The following is a 19,002-nucleotide window of genomic DNA, read 5'->3' as shown; positions in this document are numbered from 1 at the left end:
CTATTGTGTGGTGTTCTCGTAGATTTCCGCATCGGAAGGGTAGGCGCCCGAACGAACATCGTTGACGTAGTTGCGGGTCGCCTCGCCGAGCACCCCAGCCAGATCGGCGTAGCGGCGAACAAAACGGGGTGCGCGACCGGTGGTCAGCCCGAACGCATCCTGCCACACAAGAATCTGACCGTCGCAGCCGGCCCCGGCACCAATCCCGATCGTTGGGATCTGTAATTGTTCGGTAACCCGGCTCGCTACATCCGCCGGCACCATCTCGAGCACCACGGCGAAGGCACCGGCACGTTCAACGGCCAGCGCATCGGCAAGCAGCTGTGCCTCGGCCGCGCCGCGCCCCTGCACTACGTGTCCACCGAGACCGTGCTCTGACTGCGGAGTGAACCCGACATGCCCGCACACGGGGATACCCGACTCGGTGAGCCGGCGGATCTGCGCCGCCATGCGCTCACCACCCTCGAGCTTGACGGCCGCAATATTGGCTTCTTTCATGAACCGCGACGCGGTCTGCCACGCCTGCTCGGGCGAGTTTTCATACGAACCGAAGGGCAGGTCGGCCACCACCAGGGCGCGCTGTGCCGCACCAGAAACCGCGCGCGCCATGGGAATGAGCTCATCCGCGGTGATGGGTAGGGTCGTCTGGTAGCCGAGCACAACGTTTGCTGCCGAGTCACCAACCAGCAGCAGGTCTACATCGGCAGCATCGAAGATCGCGGCCGTGAGCGCGTCATAGCTGGTCAGTGCGGTGATCTTGTGGCCGGCAGCTTTCGCCTGGGCAAAATGCCGGGTGCGAATACGCTTGCGAGGTTCTGGCTGATTCATGTCGACAGTCTAAGCCGCGCCAGTGGCACCAACCGGCAATGCAGCGGGCACAAATGCCGTGACGGTAGCCTGGAACATATCCGCAGCAGCTGGAATGCGACGATATTCTCGGAAGGTGTGCACCTATGAGTCGGCAGCAAGACTACGTGCTCCAAGCCATCGAAGAACGCGATATTCGCTTCGTGCGGCTGTGGTTTACCGATGTGAACGGCTCGCTCAAGTCGGTGGCGCTGGCCCCCGCCGAGGTTGAGGGCGCCTTTTCCGAGGGGGTGGGCTTTGACGGTTCATCAATTGAAGGGCTCACCCGGCGCACCGAATCCGACATGCTGCTGCGACCCGACCCGTCTACCTTCCAGGTGCTGCCGTGGCGGCATGTTGACCCCACCGCCCGCATGTTCTGCGATCTCACCACCCCCGACGGGCAGCCCGCAGCCGCCGACCCGCGTGGCGTGCTACGCCGGGCTCTCGACCACGCCGCCGAGATGGGATTCGGATTCTTCGTGCATCCAGAAATCGAGTTTTACCTGTTCGAATCGGGTAAACCCGGCCCTGAGGGCCTGATCCCGGTAGATGAAGCGGGCTATTTCGACAATGTCGCCGGCGGCACCACTCACGAGTTCCGCCGCCGCGCCGTGCGCCTGCTCGAAGAACTCGGCATCCCGGTGGAATACAGCCACCACGAGGGCGGCCCCGGACAGAACGAAATCGACCTGCGCTACGCCGACGCCCTCACCATGGCCGACAACATCATGACCTTCCGCACCGTAGTGAAAGAAGTTGCCGTCGAACAGGGTGTGTTCGCCTCATTCATGCCGAAGCCGGTAAGCGGTTGGCCAGGTTCGGGGATGCACTGCCATCTATCGCTTTTCGAAGGCGACACGAATGTGTTCTACGAGCCGGGCGCGCGTCACCAGCTCTCGCAGACTGGGCGCCGATTCATTGCGGGGCTGCTGCGTCACGCCCCCGAGATCACCGCCCTCACCTGCCAATCAGTGAACTCGTATAAGCGCATCTGGGGCGGTGATGAGGCCCCAAGCCACGTTTGCTGGGGGCACAACAACTCATCGGCCCTGGTGCGCGTGCCCACCTACAAACCCAATAAAGGCAATTCAGCACGCGTGGAATACCGGGCAATCGACTCGGCAGCCAACCCCTACCTGGCATTCGCGGTCATGCTCGAAGCTGGGCTCAAGGGCATCGCCGAAGAATACGAACTGCCCGAAGAAATCGATGGCGATCTGAGCGACCTCAGCGAACGCGAACGTCGCGTGCTGGGCTTTACAACGCTGCCATCCAACCTCGACAGCGCCCTCGAACTCACCCAAGAATCGGAGCTCGTTGCACAAACCCTCGGCGAGCAGCTATTCAGCTATTTCCTCGACAACAAACACGATGAGTGGCGCCAATACCGAGCACAGATCACCGATTACGAGCTGCGCACCGGGCTCGCGAAGTATTAGTCACGGAGGTGGCCGTGCGCACCGCAACCCGAACCGAACTCATCCGCCTCGGTTATTCCAATCCGACTGCGGCACTCGAAGACATCGCGGCAATCGCCGAACTGCTGAGCATCGACAGCGAGGCAGTGCTGGCAGTCATCGGCAACACCACAGCAAACCCCGACGGCGCGGTCGCGGCGCTGCGGCGCATCCTCGAACGTAACCCGCAGCTGCACGAGGCCTGGCATTCGGAGTTGCGGATGCTGCGTAGCGCGGCAACACTCACGGGGGCATCTGTAGCTTTTGGTGAGTTTTTGCGCCGGCATCCCGATCGGCTCGAATGGATTCATGCTCGCAGACACGAGCTGCCCAACCGGGCCCAGGTTTTTAGCGCCATGCAGGACGCGGTGGCCGACACCAGCGGCGAAGCCGCGGTGAGCGCCTTACGCATCGCTTACCGCTCAGTGCTGGCCTGGATCGCGCTCTACGACCTACGCCTCGACGATCCGGCAGTATCACTGCACCGCATCGCTGGCGTGCTTGCCGACTTGGCCGATGCGACCGTTGAAACCGCGCTGCAACTTGCCCGCGCCGAGGTGTCGTGTGAAACCCCCGGGTTCGGAAAATTCCCAGCCTCGCAGGTGGCGCAGGTTCGACTCGCGGTGATCGCAATGGGCAAATGCGGCGCCCAAGAACTCAACTATGTGTCGGATGTCGACGTCCTGTACGTTGCCGAAGCGCAGCCCGAAAGCGAACTCAGCAACACCCAGGCCACAGAAATCGCCACGGCAATTGCGCGACGCATGATGCGCATCATAGAAGCGCCAGCCATCGAACCCGGCCTGTGGGAGATCGACCCCAACCTGCGTCCCGAAGGACGCCAGGGCGCCCTCGTGCGCACGCTCGACGCCTACCGTCGCTACTACGAAAGCTGGGCCGAGAACTGGGAGTTTCAAGCCCTGCTTAAAGCGCGCCCGATGGCCGGTGACAACGAACTTGGCGCCGCGTTCATCGAGACCATCGAACCACTCGTATGGCAGGCCAGTGAACGCGACGACTTCGTACTGCAGGTGCAAGCAATGCGCGAACGCGTGATCGCGAACATTCCCACCGACCAGGTGCAGCGCGAACTCAAACTCGGGCCCGGCGGCCTGCGCGATATCGAGTTCACAGTGCAGCTACTACAGCTGGTGCACGGACACACCGACACCTCACTGCGGGTTCGCTCCACACTCGACGCGCTCAGCGCTCTTGTTGCACAGGGGTTCATCGGCCGCGATGACGGTGCCAACTTCATCAACGACTATCGTTTCCTTCGGCTGCTCGAACACCGCATCCAGCTGCGCCAACTGCGTCGCACCCACCTGTTGCCGGTTTCAGAAGCCGAACTACGCATCATTGCCCGCGGCGCCCGTCTCGGCACGGCAGCTCAATTGCAAACAGAACTCAATGAGGTGCGCCGACGCGTGCGGGGTCTACACCAGCAGGTGTTCTATCGGCCACTACTGAGCGCCGTAGCCGCCCTACCCAGCGAATCGTTCCAGCTCACCAGTGCACAGGCAGAAATGCGGTTGCGTGCCAGCGGCTATCGTGACCCGCAGGGCGCGCTCAACCACATCAATGCCCTTGTGCGGGGTGTGTCACGACGCGCAACAATGCAGCGGCACCTGCTGCCGGTGTTTATCGAATGGCTGGGCCGTGGTGCCAACCCCGACCAGGGGCTTCTGGCGTTTCGCAAACTCTCGGAACAAAACGGCGAAGCATCCTGGTATCTGCGGCTACTGCGCGACTCCAACCTTGCCGCCCGAAGGTTGTGCGCGCTGCTGTCATCGAGCAGATTCTGTGCGGCGTTTTTCGAACTCTTTCCCGAAGCGGTTCGGTGGCTCGATTCGGATGACCGACTGCAACCCACCGGCCTTGAAGCACTCGAAATCGAGTTCGCGGGCGCACTCAAACGACATCGACAAACGAACGACCTCGCGCGAATCATCCGCACTATGCGGCGGCGGGAGGTGCTCCGATTGGCGATCGGGTTCATCCTCGGCATCAACGACATCGACCAGACCGCTCAGGGACTCACCGATATCGCCACCGCCACCATTCGCGCTGCCGACGCCAGCGCCCGACTGCTCGACGACAACCCACACCCCGATACCGAGTTCGCCATTATCGGGATGGGCCGCTACGGCGGTGCCGAACTCGGATTCGGATCGGATCTCGACGTCATATTCGTGTACCGAGGCAATGAGTACGGCGATGAACAGCGCTGGGCGCAGCAGCATATTCAGCGAATGATGGAACTCACCAGCGATCCACGACTACCGCTCGACCTTGACGCAGCACTGCGCCCCGAAGGTAAGGCCGGGCCACTGGCTCGTTCGCTGGACGCCTACCGCAGCTACTACGAGCGCTGGTCACTCAGCTGGGAAGCTCAGGCACTGTTGCGGGCCGCCCCGGTAGCTGGCAGCGTGCCGCTCGGCGACGATTTCACTGCCGTGGCCGAACCAATCCGCTACCGTGCCGATGGGCTTGCCACAACCGATCTGCGTGAGATTCGCCGCATCAAAGCCCGAGTCGAATCAGAACGCCTGCCACGCGGCGCCGACCCGCGCCGCCACCTCAAACTCGGTCGCGGATCACTCAGCGACGTGGAATGGCTCGTACAAACCTGGCAGATCAACCGGGCCCACGATATTCCCGGACTGCGCACCACGTCGACGCTCACCGCGCTCGCGGTGGCGGAAGACGCTGAGCTGGTCACCCCCGAAGATGCGCAGGTGCTGAGGCGAGCCTGGTTGTTGGCGTCACGTATCCGCTCGGCCGTGTACCTGTTTGCCAACACCCAGACCGATGTGCTGCCATCCGACCCGGTTGAACTCGAGGGCGTTGCGCGACTTCTGGGATATTCGGCGGGTAGCGGTCTCGATCTCGAGAACGACTATCTCGAGGCAACGCGGCGTTCGCGGCAGGTGTTCGAACGGCTGTTTTACGGAGACGAATAGCTCCGCAGCAAAGCGTAGTTGGTGTGGCAACAACATGACCGCTGTGGACAAGCTAAAGCTGTGCCACAGCGGTCATATTGTGTGAGCTGTTACCGCATTCGGTCAGTCACTAGCAACCGAAAGTGGTCTCGAACTCGAAGGGGTGGGGAAGTGCGGCCAGGGGCGCCACATCCGAGTTGATCTTCAGATCGATCCAGGTGCGGATGAGGTCTTCGGTAAACACGCCACCCTTGAGCAAGAACTCGTGGTCGGCCTCGAGCGCGCGCAGCGAGTGGATCAACGAGGTCGATAGCTGGGGGATGTCGGCCGCTTCTTCGGGCGGCAACTCGTAAAGATCCTTATCGACCGGTGCGATCGGCTCGATGCGGTTGTCGATACCGTCAAGGCCTGCCATCAGCTGCGCGGCAAACGCGAGGTAGGGGTTGGCCGAACCGTCAGGAACGCGGAACTCGATGCGCTTGGCCTTCGGATTGGCGCCGGTGATGGGGATGCGAACGGCGGCCGAACGGTTGCCCTGCGAGTACACCAGGCTGATCGGGGCCTCGTAACCCTTCACCAGGCGGCGGTACGAGTTCGACGACGGGTTGGTGAAAGCGGCCAAGGCGTTCGCGTGCTTGAGGACGCCACCGATATACCAGCGGGCGGTGTCGGAAAGCGATGCATAGCCGGCCTCGTCGTAGAACAGCGGAGTGCCGTCTTTCCACAGCGATTGGTGGGTGTGCATTCCCGAACCGTTATCGTGGGCGAGCGGTTTGGGCATGAAGGTGGCGACCTTGCCCCAGTCGTGCGCTACGCCCTTGACGAGGTACTTGAACTTGAGCAGATCGTCAGCTGCGCGAACCATAGTGTCGAAACGGTAGTTGATCTCTGCCTGGCCACCGGTACCCACCTCGTGGTGGGCGCGCTCAAGGTGCAGACCAGCCTCCATGAGGGTCACCGAGATCGCGTCGCGGATGTCGGCCTGCTTGTCGGTGGGTGACACGGGGAAGTAGCCGCGCTTCAGTGGAATCTTATTGCCAAGGTTGTTGCCGTCCTCTTCGGCAGCCGAGTTCCAGTACCCCTCGTCGGAGTCGACCTCGTAGAAGCTGCGGTGGGCACTGACGTCATGACGAACGCTGTCGAACAGGTAGAACTCGGCTTCGGGAGCGAAAAACGCGGTGTCGGCAATACCGGTTGAAGCGAGGTACTGTTCAGCTTTCTTGGCCACCTGGCGGGGGTCGCGGTGGAAGATCTCGCCGGTGCGCGGATCGTAGATGTCGAAAATTACGATGAGTGTGGGTTCGGCACGGAAGGGATCAACGTATGCGGTGGACACATCGGGGATCAGCTGCAAATCTGATTCGTTGATCTGCGCAAAGCCGGCGATTGAAGAGCCGTCAAATAGCTGCCCTACCGAGAAGAACTCATCGTCCACAGAGTCTGCCGGGATGGTGAAGTGCTGCTGCACCCCGTGCAAGTCACAGAACCGAACGTCGACGAAGACGATCGCATTCTCTTTAATAAACGTCATCAATTCTGCGGGCGTGGTGAACATTGTTCTCCAGTCGTTGTGCGGGTTGGGCGTAATGCCGAAACGAGCCCGGTGCCACAACACCTGTGGCCCGCCTTGCATGAATCAATGATACGGGTCGTCATTTCAATGACGTTCAGCCCGATGCAGGAAATCTTGCTGAGCAATACACTTCAAGTCATGTCGAACTCCTCCACCGCACCAGAATCCGCCTACCCGGGGCAGCGCTTGGGGCTGCCCGAAGAAGGGCCGGGATCGATCGCCAGCTACGGAAGGCGAATAGTTGGGCTGATGATCGATTGGGGGCTTGCCTGCCTGCTGTCCTGGCAGTTTTTCGACTATCACCCGGCAGCCATCATGGTCTTGTTCGTGGTCATTACGGCCCTGACCATCACCCTCTTTGGCGGCTCGATCGGGCATCTGCTGTGCGGGATGCGTTTGAACACGATCGCAGGTAAGGCCCCGGGGTGGTGGCGTCCCTGGATCCGACAGACTCTCGTGGTGGTTGTGGTTCCCGCGCTGATTACCGACCAAGACCAGCGCGGTGCGCATGACGTGCTCTCGGGGCTTGTACTTCGTCGCTATATTGCCGAGTAGACAAGAGTCGGTTGACGAAAATGGTGGTGGCCAGACAAGTGACCACCACCGAACCATTGGCTGCGACTAGCGCATTTGCGAACGCGAGGGGCGAACCCGGTTCGGGTCGATGCCCTTCGGAATTGGCAGCGACGACTGTTGCAGCGATGCGAGTCGCTTGTCGACGGCGAGGATTTCGGCCCGGTTCAGTTTTTTCGGGAGTTTTCTCAGTTCACGGCGCAGCTGACCGAGTTTGATCCCGCCCTGGCCCACGAGGATGTGGTGCACCGGCACGTTCGGCAATATCCGCTGCAGTTTGCGGCGTTCATCAGCCAGTAGCTTCTTCGACGCGGCGCTATCCGACTCGGTAACAAGCACGACGCCGGGTTTACCTACTGCCCGGAACACAACGTCCTGGGTGCGTGGGTTCATGGCTACCGGGGTCTCGCTGGTCTTCCACTGGCCCCGAAGCCCCGACGAGAGCACCGCACCCGAGGCTCCTTTTTGGCCCTCGAGCTGGCTGTAGGCAACGCGCTCGGCTCGACGGTTGAGGGTCATCATGAACAGCAGCAGCGCCACCAGCAGTGACAGCAGCATCATCAGGATCCACATGACCCAGTTGTTGTGGTACACAAACACAACCAGTAGTGCACCGGCAGCGATCGGGAGCACCACGGCCGCGATCATCAACACCACCGCGACCTTGTCGTATTTGGCTGTCATCTTGACGATGTCGATAATTTGCCGGATGCGTCCGGGCTGCTTCTGCGTCTGTGCGCTCGATGTTTTCGCCATAGTTCTCAATTCTAGGTGGGATCAGTCACGTCGGTAGAAACCTCACGTGCGCTGTGAGCGAGATCGCAGTTTCCACAGCCCAGCGGCAACTCGAGTTTCCACAGCGACCTCATTGTCGCGGCGGCGCCGCGGGATCATCGACGACACTTGGCTGCCATGACGAGCACTACTACACGACACCGGCAGGCAGCCGAGCCGCAGCTGGGCGAGGTAATCGCTGGCTGGCGGTTGGTGCGCAGGCTGAGTGATGATGCGGGCGGACGTGCCCAGTTTGCGGTTGTGGGGGAGCGCGGTGATGCGGCTCCGGTTGCAAGCGGGCACTGGGGTGCATTTATCACCGTGGATCCCACAACGATCAGCTATCTCGAACGCCGTGCGGTGGTGGTGCCCGTAGCTGAGTCGGCAGCGCTCCTGACCGAGTGCGAGGTTCGTAGCCGACTCGCGGCCGATTTCGTCTGCCGAGCCGAAGAGGTGCCCGCCACTGAACAATGGCGCATTGCGATTTATCCGCTGCACTATCTGACAAACTACGCAGAGTATGTGGCCAATGGCGTTCGGCTCGATGCCGGCAGTATTGTCACCATGCTGGTGCCGATTGCCGAGACCGTGTCGCTGGCGCATCGCAGCGGGCTAGCTCATGGCGAACTCAGTTTGCGCTGCTGCTACGTTGATGAGTCGGGCCGGCCTCAGCTGGGCGATTGGCATGCCGCTACCGATCTGACAAAACTGTCGAATCTGCGCCGCGATCTGCAGGTTGGGGCCGATCTGCGGGCGCTCGGACAGATCGCCGACGCATTGCTGGCGCAGTGTTCGACCGCTGCCGGATCGACACTGCGCCAGGCAGTTGATCGACTGCGCAGCGGTGTCGCTGACGACCAGGCGGCTGCCGCACTGCTTGACGCGCTGTTTCGCTGGACACCAGCCACGGCTATACCACCACTCACACGAGAGCAGCCTCGGGGTGAAACCGCGGCCCTGCAAGAGCAGTTTGGCGGTTGTAAAGGCACGTTGGCGACCGGGGGAGTTGATGATGAGCCGCTGGTGGCGAAAACTTCGCGTAGGCGCTTTGCTGCGGTCGAGCCGTTTGTCGAGCGCTGTAGACGGCTGGCCGCACCAATTCGGCCGGCGATCTGGCTGGTGGTGGCTGCAATTGGTGCAGCCACGGTGATGGCGAGCGTGGCGCTACAAACCGCCGGCGCCAGCGCGGATGCAGCAGACCCGGGTGCCAGCGCGGTAGGAGCTGTCGAATTCGACACGGGTGGTCGGGTGATGTCAGTGGAAACAGCTGGCACCTCGGCAGTAGCACCTCCCACCGACGAGCATGCTGCTGGCGGTGACGGTGCAACGCATTTTGCCGATGATTCGGCCGCAGCTGTAGAAGAGCTCGTTCAGCGGCGCAACGCCTGCCTGGAAGCGGGGGATGCTGAGTGCCTTAACGAGGTGTACGCGGCCGCTGCGCCCGGGCTCGAGATTGACGTTGAAGCGATCGGCGCCGGTCAGCAGCACGAACGCATGATCACTGTCGGACAGTGGCACAAAAGCACGGATCTGGGAGATATTGAGCTCTATCGCAGCGCGGATGGGCATGCTGCAGTGGCGGTGATGCGTGACCTCGATCACGGGTGGCGGTTGCGTGAGGTGTGGCTTCACGCTGAATGAACCCGGCCCGGTCGACGTGCCGAAAACGGTTGTGGGTGGACCACCGGGGTGATCCACCCACAACTTCTGGGCGGCGGTACGCAGCTGACGTTAAATACCGAGGTTCCCCTCGAATGCCCCCTCTTCAAGGCGGTGCTTCACCTGGGCGAGGAATCGAGCGGCATCGGCACCGTCGATGATGCGGTGGTCGTAGCTGAGCGCCAGATACACCATCGATCGAACCGCGATTGCTTCGCCACCGTCGGCAGTGGGAACGACAGCTGGACGCTTCACAACCGCACCGGTACCGAGAATTGCTTCTTGCGGCAGGAACACGACCGGAGTATCGAACAACGCGCCGCGCGAACCGGTGTTGGTGACTGTGAACGTACCACCAGCCAGTTCGTCAGGCAGCAGCTTGTTTTCGCGGGTGCGGGTTGCCAAATCATCGATCGACTTGGCGAGGTCGGCAATGCTCATGCCCGCGGCATTTTTGATGACCGGGGTGAGCAGGCCGCGCTCGGTGTCAACCGCCATCGAGATGTTCTCGTAGCCGGGGTAGACGATCTCATCGCCCTGGACAGACGAGTTAATGATCGGGTAGGTCTGCAGCGCCTCGACGGCTGCGAGGGTGAAGAAGGGTAGGTATGAGAGCTTCGAACCGGTCTTCTCGACGAACTCTGCCTTGCGGCGATTGCGAAGCTCGGCAACCCGAGTGACGTCCACCTCAACCACAGTAGTCAGCTGCGCGGTTTGCGTCATCGACTCGACGGCTCGCTGCGAAATAACCTTGCGCAAACGCGACATCTTCTGCGTGGTGCCACGCAGTTGCGAAACTTCAAACGGGGTCGGGGTTTCGGCCGAACCAGCGGCTGCAGCAGGAGCGGCGGGCGCCGGCGCTTCAACGGCGGCATTGAGGACGTCTTCCTTGCGGATGCGACCACCAACGCCGGTGCCGACGATCTTGCTGAGGTCAACGCCGCGTTGCTGCGCAAGCTTGCGCACGATCGGAGTGACGTAGCGGATGTCACCGACCGGCGCCTTTGGCGCAGCGGGAGCCTTGGGTGCTGCCGGTGCTGCCGGCGCTGATGTTGCGGGTACTGCGGTTGTGGCTGGGGCTTCCGGTTCCTGCGGGGAAGCGGCGGATGCTGCAGGTTCTTCCTGGGTCGGTGCTGAGTCGTCGACCGGTGCGGCATCCTGGGCCGGTGCGGCATCTTCGGTAGGAGCAGATTCCGGTGCCGATTCGGCCGACTGTTCTGATGTACCCGAGCCCGAACCAACTCGGGCTAGGACGGCGCCAACCTGGGCAGTTTCGTCTTCACCAACGAGGATTTCTTCGACAGTGCCGGCAACGGGTGAGGGCACCTCGGTGTCGACCTTGTCGGTCGAGACTTCGAGCAGTGGCTCGTCTACCTCGACGGTGTCGCCGACCTGCTTGAGCCAGCGAGTTACCGTTCCTTCGGTAACGCTCTCACCGAGCGCGGGGAGTGTTACATCCTGAGCATCGCCCGACGATGACTGGGCCTCGGGCGTGGCCGCCTCAGTGGCGGCACCTTCGGGTGCGGCTTCTGGTTTAGCCTCAGCCTCGGGTTCGGGTGAAACTGCTGCAGCAGGTGTCGACTCAGCAGCGGGTGCCGACTGGGCGCTGCCATCACCAACACGAGCCAGCACAGCGCCAACCTGGGCAGTTTCGTCTTCACCAACGAGGATTTCTTCGACAGTGCCGGCAACGGGTGAGGGCACCTCGGTGTCGACCTTGTCGGTCGAGACTTCGAGCAGTGGCTCGTCTACCTCGACGGTGTCGCCGACCTGCTTGAGCCAGCGAGTTACCGTTCCTTCGGTAACGCTCTCACCGAGCGCGGGGAGTGTTACATCCTGAGTCATCTGGAATCGCTCCTAATTGTTAAATTCAAGCTCGAGCAAGTGTCTACACCGCGTGCAGCGGCTGACCCGCGAGGGCCATCATGGCCTCGCCAAGCACTTCATTCTGGGTGGGGTGGGCGTGGATCAACGGGGCCACATCTTCGGGATACGCATCCCAGTTGACGATCAGCTGGGCCTCACCAACAAGTTCACCAACCCGAGCGCCGATGAGGTGGATGCCGACCACCGGGCCGTCCTTTACCCGGACAACCTTGGCAATACCGGCAGTGCCAAGAATCGAACTCTTGGCGTTACCGGCGAGGTTGTACTCGTAGGAGACGACGGCATCGTCGCCGTGGGTTTCACGAGCCTTAGCTTCGGTTAGGCCAACCGAAGCCAGCTGCGGTTCGCAGTAGGTGACCTTTGGAATGTTAGCGTCGCTCACCAGCTGCGGATTGAGGCCAGCAATGTGCTCGGCGACGAAGACGCCGTGAGCATAGCTGCGGTGCGCAAGCTGCAGACCGGGCGTGATGTCACCGATCGCATAGATGCCGGGAACCGAAGTCTGCAGGTTCTCGTCGACGGTGACGAAACCGCGCTCCATCTTGACCCCAACGCGCTCGAAGCCAAGATCGGAGGTTACCGGGCCGCGACCAACGGCAACCATCAGCACATCACCATCGATGCTCTCGCCCTTGTCAGTCTTCACATGTACGCCATATTCGTCCTGTGTGACCGAATCGAACTTGGTGTTCGTGTGGAAGGTAATGCCACGCTTGCGGAAGGCACGTTCGAGCTGCTTCGAGAGCGCCACATCTTCGGCAGCAGCAAGCCGGTCGAGCCCCTCAATGATGGTGACCTCAGCACCGAGCGAGCGCCACAGGCTCGCGAACTCGAGACCGATGACACCGCCGCCGAGCACCACAGCACGGCGCGGAACCCAGTTCATCTGCAGCGCCTGGTCGGAAGTGATGACATTGCCGGTGATCTCAAGGCCAGGGATAGTTTTCGAGAACGAACCAGTTGCCAGCACAATGTTCTTGCCGACATAGCGCTCACCGTCAACCTCAACGGTCTTTTCATCAACGAGGCGACCGACCCCCTCGACAACCTCGACGCCCCGCATCTTCAGCAGCCCCTGCAGGCCCTTGTACTTCGCCGATACGATGCCCTCGCGGAATGCGGCGATCTTCTCGCCGTCTACGCTTTCGAGGCTGAGATTTACGCCCACTCGGGCACCATCGGCCACTGCATCCGCCACCTCGGCGCTGTGCAGCATCGCCTTGGTGGGCACACAACCACGGTGCAGACAGGTGCCTCCGAGCTTGTCTTTTTCAATGACCACAGCTGACATGCCCAGCTGGACACCGCGGATGGCTGCGGCGTAGCCGGCGCTTCCGCCGCCAAGTACGACCAGATCAAAGTTGTGTTCTGACACTCCTGGAGCTCCCTCTCGGTGGGTGTTGTGGAAGTTCTGTACTCATGCAGAATGCTTGTCGCCAGCAGGATTACTGCCACGAATTCGCGCTCAGCCGATACCTCGCGTCAGCCTACACCGCGCAACCTTGCGCAACCTTGATTATGAGTCCAGAAAAGATCTGCGGCTGGCCCGGGTGCATCCCAAACCAGCCGCAAATTATGAGCGCGTGTGAGTAATCGCTACTGTGCCGCAGCGATCAGCTCAACGAGCGTGCGCACCGGGTTGCCGGTGGCACCCTTGTTGATGTAGCCATAGGCGCTATCACTATTGGCCGGGCCGGCGATATCAAAGTGCAGCCACGGCAGCGGCTGCCCGTCAGCATCTTCACCGACAAATCGCTCGAGGAACGCACCAGCAAAGAGCATGCCGGCCTTACGGAAGCCGGGCTTTGAATTGAGAATGTCGGCGACATTCGACTTCAGCGCGTCGTCGAGCTCTTCCGGAATCGGCATCGGCCACAGCGGTTCGCCCGTCTGCTTCGCGGCAGCGACAGCGGCATCACGCCAGTCATCGGTATTCCCCATCAGGCCGGTGGTGCGGCTACCGAGCGCAACTACCTGGGCACCGGTGAGCGTGGCGATATCAATGATGAGGTCGGGACGCTGCTCCGAGGCCAGGCACAGGCCATCGGCCAAAACCAGTCGGCCCTCGGCGTCGGTGTTGGTGACCTCTACAGTCGTGCCATTGCGCATTGTGAGTACATCATCGGGCTTGATCGCCGAGCCCGAAGGCATGTTTTCGGCGAGACAGCAGTAGCCGGTCACCTGCACGTGCAGCCCGAGCTTTGCCACCGCGAGCAGGGTGGCAAGCACCGACGCGGCACCAGACATATCGAATTTCATGCCGAGCATCGAACCGGCGGGCTTGAGCGAGAGGCCACCGGTGTCGAACGTGATGCCCTTACCAACCAGCGCAATGTGCTTGGCGGCGTTTTCGGGGTTGTAGCGCAGCTGCACGAGTCGCGGCGGGTTGTCTGAACCACGGCCGACCCCGAGGATGCCGCCGCAGCCGGCTTCTTCGAGCGCTGCCTCATCCCAAACTTCAACCTCAACCTCGTACTCGTCAAGCACGTCCCGCGCGAGTGCGGCGAAGTCTTCGGGAACGAGCTCACTCGGGGGAGTGTCGGCCAGGTCGCGGGCAAGCGCAACCGACTCGGCCAACACGCTCGCCTGGAGTAGGGCTGAGGCAAACTCTTCACCACTGGCGACGAATGCCACCTCACGGTCGTGCTCATCAGCCTGGCTGAGGAAGCGGTCGAGCTTGTGCGCACCCAGCGCAAAACCGGTGGCAAACGCCTCAACCTCGTCGGCGCTGCCAGCAAAATCGACGATGACCTGCTCGGCCTCGGCAAGCGCGCGGGCGGCGACACCAGCGGCACGGCGAATCGGCTCAAGCTCACGCTCGCCACCGATACCCACCAGCAGGGCGGGGCGCTCGGTTTCACCATCGGTGATCAACACGCGAAGGGTTGCCTCAGCCTTACCGGTGAAATCGAGCGCCACTAGGCGCTCGGCGGTGATGCCATAGTCGTTCGCAGCCAGCAACTGCGGGGTTTCAGAACCGAGCACCGGGATGACGATGATGCCAGCGGTGCCCGCGGTCGAATCAATCAACGAAAAGCTAGGAATCTGCATAGTGCAGACTTTAAGCGCCCCGGGCTGAAAGAGCGCCGTACCCGCGTGACCAAGCGGCTGCCAGCATCCGGTTGGTGCCGCGCGAGCTGTCACGCCATCAGCGAACCAGCCCGATTTTTTCGCCGAGCCGCGTACCATGACCATCATGATTGGTCGCGACTCACTTTTTGAACCCGCGGCGCACTGGGGCGAGGTTCCACAGGGCCTGCCGATGGTGGCGCTGCTTGATGGGTACCGTGATGCCGGCCGAACCGTTGCGCTGAGCGTTGAAACAATGCTCGGCGACGATGCTGGTCAACTGGTGGCGGTATTCGACACCGACTCACTACTCGACTATCGCGCGCGGCGGCCGCTGGTGAAAGTCGAGGGAAACCACATCAGTGACTTCCGCAGCGGACGTCTCGATCTGCGGTTGCTGCGCGACTCGATCGGCCAACCTTTCCTGCTGCTATCGGGGTTTGAACCCGACTTTCGCTGGGAGGCGTTCACCCGAGCCCTCGATGAGATCACCACGCATTTCGCAGTATCGGGCGTGACATGGGCCCACAGCATCCCCATGCCAGTGCCACACACTCGCCCCATTCGGGTGGCCGTAACTGGCAATCGCGAAGAGACAATCGAACAGCTGTCGGTGTGGAAAGCACACGTCGAGGCCCCGGCGCACGCGCTGCACATGCTCGAACACCAGCGGATGCAGCAAGAACTTGACGTGGTGAGCATCGTCGTGCTCACGCCACACTACTTGGCTGACGGCACCTTCCCGGCAGCGGCGATGCGACTGCTCGAGGCGCTCGGCACAGTCGACGGCATCCTGGTGCCCACCGAGTCGCTGCGCGAACGTGATCGTGAGTTCCGTGCCACTTTTGAGGAGACGCTCACCGACAACGAAGAAGCTGCCAAGCTTGTCGAGGTGCTCGAACAGCAATACGACGGTTTTCTCAAAGGCACACCACTCGAAAACCCGTTTGCCAACGCCGATGGAGAGCTTCCCGATGCCGAAAAAATCGCGGCTGAGTTGGAGCGCTACTTGAAGTCAAGGTCGGACGATACAAATTGAGTACCGACAACGCCGCGAACGAACCCGACGAATTTACGAATCCAACCACCGCGGCACTGCAGCTTATTCCGCGACGACTGCCGATGGTGATGTTCACTATCGCGCTATTTGCCTATCTCATTGCGGTGACACAGCGTTCGTCACTCGGCGTCGCCGGGGTGGACGCGGCCGAGCGATTTGATGCCGGTGGTGCCGCGCTGTCATCACTCGGAGTGATGCAGATGGCGGTGTACGCACTGATGCAGATTCCAGTTGGGATGCTGCTTGATCGCTTCGGTCCGCGGAAGCTAATTTTGGCCGGGGCCATCGGAATGGCACTCGGACAGGGGGTTGTGGCCTTTGCGCCAATGCTCGAGATCGCTGTGATTGGCCGCATCCTGGTGGGTATCGGTGATGCGACCACATTCGTTTCTGGATTGCGCATCATCGCGGCCTGGTTCCCGCAGCGCCGGGTACCGTTGATGCAGCAGTGGTTCAGCAATCTGGGTCAGATCGGGCAGTTTCTTTCGGCGGTACCATTCGCATTGCTGCTGCACTGGAGCGACTGGACTGTGGCGTTCTTATCGACCGCTGCGCTGTCGGTCATCGTCACAATTGTGGTGGCAGTGGTGCTTGCCGATACCCCCTGGAAGCGCACGGCAGGTAGTCGCGTGTCACTACGCGGCGCGTTTGTGAAGCTCGGCGACGCATTTGTGCGACCCGGCACCCGCATGGGGTTTTGGGCACACTTTTCGTCACAGTTTGTGGGCACTGTGTTTGCGTTGCTATGGGGTTACCCGATCATGGTGCAGGGGCTGGGGATACCGAAGGAACTCGCTGCGGTGCTGTTGATTGTGCCGATGGCGGTGGGGATGATCGCCGGACCCTGGATCGGCCTGGCAACCGCACGCTGGCCGCTGCGGCGCTCGAATATTGTGATCCTGCTGGCGAGTTTTATGACCGCATCTTGGATTGGTTTAATTCTGTGGCCGGGGGTGCCGCCGCTGTGGTACTTCCTAATCGTGCTGATCACCACCGGCGTGTGTGGGCCCGGTTCGACAATCGGCTTCGATTTCGCACGCACTTTCAACCCTGCCTCCAGTTACGGCTCGGCTTCGGGAATTGTCAATATCGGTGGGTTCACGGCGAGTGCCATCACCATGCTGTTGATCGGTCTGGGGCTCGACTTCGGGCCCCAAACAGCCGGGGGAGTGCCGACCTGGGAGGCCTACCAGATTGCACTTTGGGCAATTCCGCTGATGATCGTCGTGGGGGTTGGCGGGTTGCTTGCCGAACGGCGCCGCGCTCGCTCACAGCTGGCGGCCGAAGAAGGTGTCACAGTGGCACCGCTGTGGCTGGCGGTTGCACGTCAAATGCGGCGCAAGCACGACAACTAGCTGGTGAATGGATGCTGAACGCGTCTGGGAATAGAAACCGGTCGCACACTGTAGTATCGAATGCCTAACCCGGTCAATCGTTTGGCACGACTTGACTTGGGGTTTCATTTTGCCTGCGGTGAGAGGGGATACAACATGGCCAGTGCATCCAAGCAGGTCGCTTCGTACACCGAGACCGAACTTTCAAGTAAGCGCGTTACCGAGCTGCGCGAAATCGCCAAGAAGGCCGGCATCACCGGCGCTTCCGGTATGCGGAAGGCTGACTTGGTGGCCACCATCATTGCGGCGGCCGACAGCTCCGCAAAAACCAAGAAGCCGGCCTCGAAGGCGAAGCCGGCAGCAAAGGCAAAGGCTTCGCAGGCAAAGCCAGCAGCAAAAGCGACGAAGGCGAAGCAGTCGGTCGCGGCCGGTGAGGGCGGGTTTACTGCGGCACAGCTGCGCGGCAAAGTGGTTGCCGAGCTGCGCAAAATCGCGAAAGAAGCCGGTGTCGAAGGCCTCAGCTCAATGCGCAAAGCAGAGCTGATTGAAGCCATCATCGCAGCTGGCGGTTCGGCTGCTGAGAAACAGGATGCAGCTCTCGCCAACAAGGGCTCGGCACGTAAGTCGGCCGCCAAGCCGGCCAAGCGCACGGCTGAAAACGAAGTTATCGACCTCGACGAAGATCACGAAGTCGACGAGGCCGATATGGAAGAGTCGGCCGATGTTGAAGACGATGCCGAGGCCGACGACGATCCGGATCTGGGGGAGCGCGACGAAAAGTCGGAAGACCCCGAAGAGGATGTCGCCAAGGCAGAGACCGCTGTTCGTGCCGCCGGCGCCCTGGTGCTGAGCAATAAAGACGATGATGACCAGCCCGTCTACTCGACAGCGATCACCGGTGCCACTGCCGACCCGGTGAAGGACTACCTCAAGCAGATCGGTAAGGTGCCGCTGCTCAACGCCGCTGAAGAGGTCGACCTGGCCATGCGGATCGAAGCGGGGCTGTATGCTGAAGACAAGCTGCTGCGTGAACAGGGACTCGACCCGAAGTATGTGCGCGAACTCAAGTGGATTGTGCGTGACGGTCGCCGTGCTAAAAGCCACCTGCTGGGGGCGAACCTGCGCCTGGTGGTGTCGCTCGCTAAGCGCTACACGGGCCGCGGAATGCAGTTTCTCGACCTGATCCAGGAGGGAAACCTTGGTCTAATCCGAGCGGTTGAAAAGTTCGACTACACCAAGGGCTTTAAGTTCTCAACCTATGCCACCTGGTGGATTCGCCAGGCAATCACGCGTGCCATGGCCGACCAGGCGCGCACCATTCGTATCCCCGTGCACATGGTTGAAGTCATCAACAAGCTCGCCCGCGTGCAGCGTCAAATGCTGCAGGATCTTGGTCGCGAACCCACGCCCGAAGAGCTCGCACACGAACTCGATATGACGCCCGAAAAGGTGGTCGAGGTGCAGAAATACGGTCGCGAACCGATTTCGCTGCACACACCGCTTGGTGAAGACGGTGATTCGGAGTTTGGTGACCTGATTGAAGACACCGAGGCTGTGGTGCCCGCCGACGCGGTGAGCTTCACGATGCTGCAGCGCCAGCTCGAGTCACTGCTTGATTCGCTATCAGAGCGCGAGGCCGGTGTGATTCGGATGCGCTTCGGTATCGGCGACGGGATGCCCAAAACGCTCGACCAAATCGGTGAGACTTTCGGCGTTACGCGTGAGCGTATCCGGCAGATCGAGTCGAAGACGATGGCGAAACTGCGTCACCCATCTCGCTCGCAGTCGTTGCGCGATTACCTGGAGTAGCATTTCTGCTTCGAGC

General features: G+C 61.4%; 13 protein-coding genes. 7 read left to right on the top strand and 6 right to left on the bottom strand.

The window, feature by feature from the left end; all coding sequences use genetic code 11:
* Positions 1-828, bottom strand: a complete 828-nt coding sequence (panB, locus tag RQ865_RS04420) for a 3-methyl-2-oxobutanoate hydroxymethyltransferase (RefSeq protein WP_311477882.1) — start codon at positions 826-828, stop codon at positions 1-3.
* A 125-nt stretch (positions 829-953) separates the two neighbouring features.
* On the opposite strand from panB, the gene glnA (RQ865_RS04415) reads away from it, so the two are divergent.
* Both glnA (RQ865_RS04415) and RQ865_RS04410 read left to right on the top strand, forming a co-directional pair.
* Positions 954-2,288, top strand: a complete 1,335-nt coding sequence (gene glnA, locus RQ865_RS04415) for a type I glutamate--ammonia ligase (protein WP_311477880.1) — start codon at positions 954-956, stop codon at positions 2,286-2,288.
* A gap of 14 nt (positions 2,289-2,302) precedes the next feature.
* Positions 2,303-5,269, top strand: a complete 2,967-nt coding sequence (locus tag RQ865_RS04410; protein ID WP_311477878.1) for a bifunctional [glutamine synthetase] adenylyltransferase/[glutamine synthetase]-adenylyl-L-tyrosine phosphorylase — start codon at positions 2,303-2,305, stop codon at positions 5,267-5,269.
* Positions 5,270-5,378: 109 nt separating this feature from the next.
* On the opposite strand, the gene glnA (RQ865_RS04405) is transcribed toward RQ865_RS04410, so the two are convergent.
* A complete protein-coding gene (gene glnA, locus RQ865_RS04405; protein WP_311477877.1) occupies positions 5,379-6,803 on the bottom strand; it encodes a type I glutamate--ammonia ligase in 1,425 nt (474 codons plus the stop codon).
* Between the two features lie 156 nt (positions 6,804-6,959).
* On the opposite strand from glnA (RQ865_RS04405), the gene RQ865_RS04400 reads away from it, so the two are divergent.
* Positions 6,960-7,376, top strand: a complete 417-nt coding sequence (locus tag RQ865_RS04400; RefSeq protein WP_311477875.1) for an RDD family protein — start codon at positions 6,960-6,962, stop codon at positions 7,374-7,376.
* Positions 7,377-7,442: 66 nt separating this feature from the next.
* Here the strand turns inward: RQ865_RS04400 and RQ865_RS04395 are convergent, their stop codons facing one another.
* Positions 7,443-8,150 (bottom strand): DUF4191 domain-containing protein, encoded by a 708-nt coding sequence (locus RQ865_RS04395; RefSeq protein ID WP_311477873.1) that lies wholly within the window; start codon positions 8,148-8,150, stop codon positions 7,443-7,445.
* Positions 8,151-8,306: 156 nt separating this feature from the next.
* Between RQ865_RS04395 and RQ865_RS04390 the strand changes: the two genes are divergently transcribed.
* Entirely contained in the window at positions 8,307-9,809 is a 1,503-nt protein-coding gene (locus RQ865_RS04390) for a hypothetical protein (protein ID WP_311477871.1), read from the top strand.
* 90 nt (positions 9,810-9,899) lie between these two features.
* Here RQ865_RS04390 and sucB read toward each other — a convergent pair whose 3' ends face one another.
* From sucB to RQ865_RS04375, 3 genes are all read right to left on the bottom strand, one after another.
* Entirely contained in the window at positions 9,900-11,672 is a 1,773-nt protein-coding gene (gene sucB, locus RQ865_RS04385; protein ID WP_311477869.1) for a 2-oxoglutarate dehydrogenase, E2 component, dihydrolipoamide succinyltransferase, read from the bottom strand.
* 43 nt (positions 11,673-11,715) lie between these two features.
* The gene (gene lpdA, locus RQ865_RS04380) at positions 11,716-13,089 is read right to left on the bottom strand and encodes a dihydrolipoyl dehydrogenase (RefSeq protein ID WP_311477867.1); all 1,374 of its coding nucleotides are present in this window, start codon (positions 13,087-13,089) and stop codon (positions 11,716-11,718) included.
* Between the two features lie 221 nt (positions 13,090-13,310).
* The gene (locus tag RQ865_RS04375) at positions 13,311-14,765 is read right to left on the bottom strand and encodes a leucyl aminopeptidase (RefSeq protein WP_311477865.1); all 1,455 of its coding nucleotides are present in this window, start codon (positions 14,763-14,765) and stop codon (positions 13,311-13,313) included.
* A 145-nt stretch (positions 14,766-14,910) separates the two neighbouring features.
* On the opposite strand from RQ865_RS04375, the gene RQ865_RS04370 reads away from it, so the two are divergent.
* The 3 genes from RQ865_RS04370 (at position 14,911) to RQ865_RS04360 (ending at position 18,986) form a co-directional block, all read left to right on the top strand.
* On the top strand, positions 14,911-15,822 hold the full coding sequence (locus RQ865_RS04370; RefSeq protein ID WP_311477863.1) for a PAC2 family protein: 912 nt from the start codon (positions 14,911-14,913) through the stop codon (positions 15,820-15,822).
* A complete protein-coding gene (locus RQ865_RS04365; RefSeq protein ID WP_311477861.1) occupies positions 15,819-17,198 on the top strand; it encodes an MFS transporter in 1,380 nt (459 codons plus the stop codon). Before RQ865_RS04370 ends, RQ865_RS04365 begins: the two co-directional genes overlap by 4 nt.
* Positions 17,199-17,333: 135 nt before the next feature.
* The gene (locus tag RQ865_RS04360) at positions 17,334-18,986 is read left to right on the top strand and encodes an RNA polymerase sigma factor (RefSeq protein ID WP_399521800.1); all 1,653 of its coding nucleotides are present in this window, start codon (positions 17,334-17,336) and stop codon (positions 18,984-18,986) included.
* The last annotated feature ends 16 nt before the right edge of the window (positions 18,987-19,002 follow it).

This window comes from uncultured Gulosibacter sp. (genome assembly GCF_963509965.1).
Lineage (GTDB): Bacteria > Actinomycetota > Actinomycetes > Actinomycetales > Microbacteriaceae > Gulosibacter.
The sequence above is the reverse complement of the archived record's forward strand: the minus strand, read 5'-3'. Positions and strand labels throughout refer to the sequence as shown.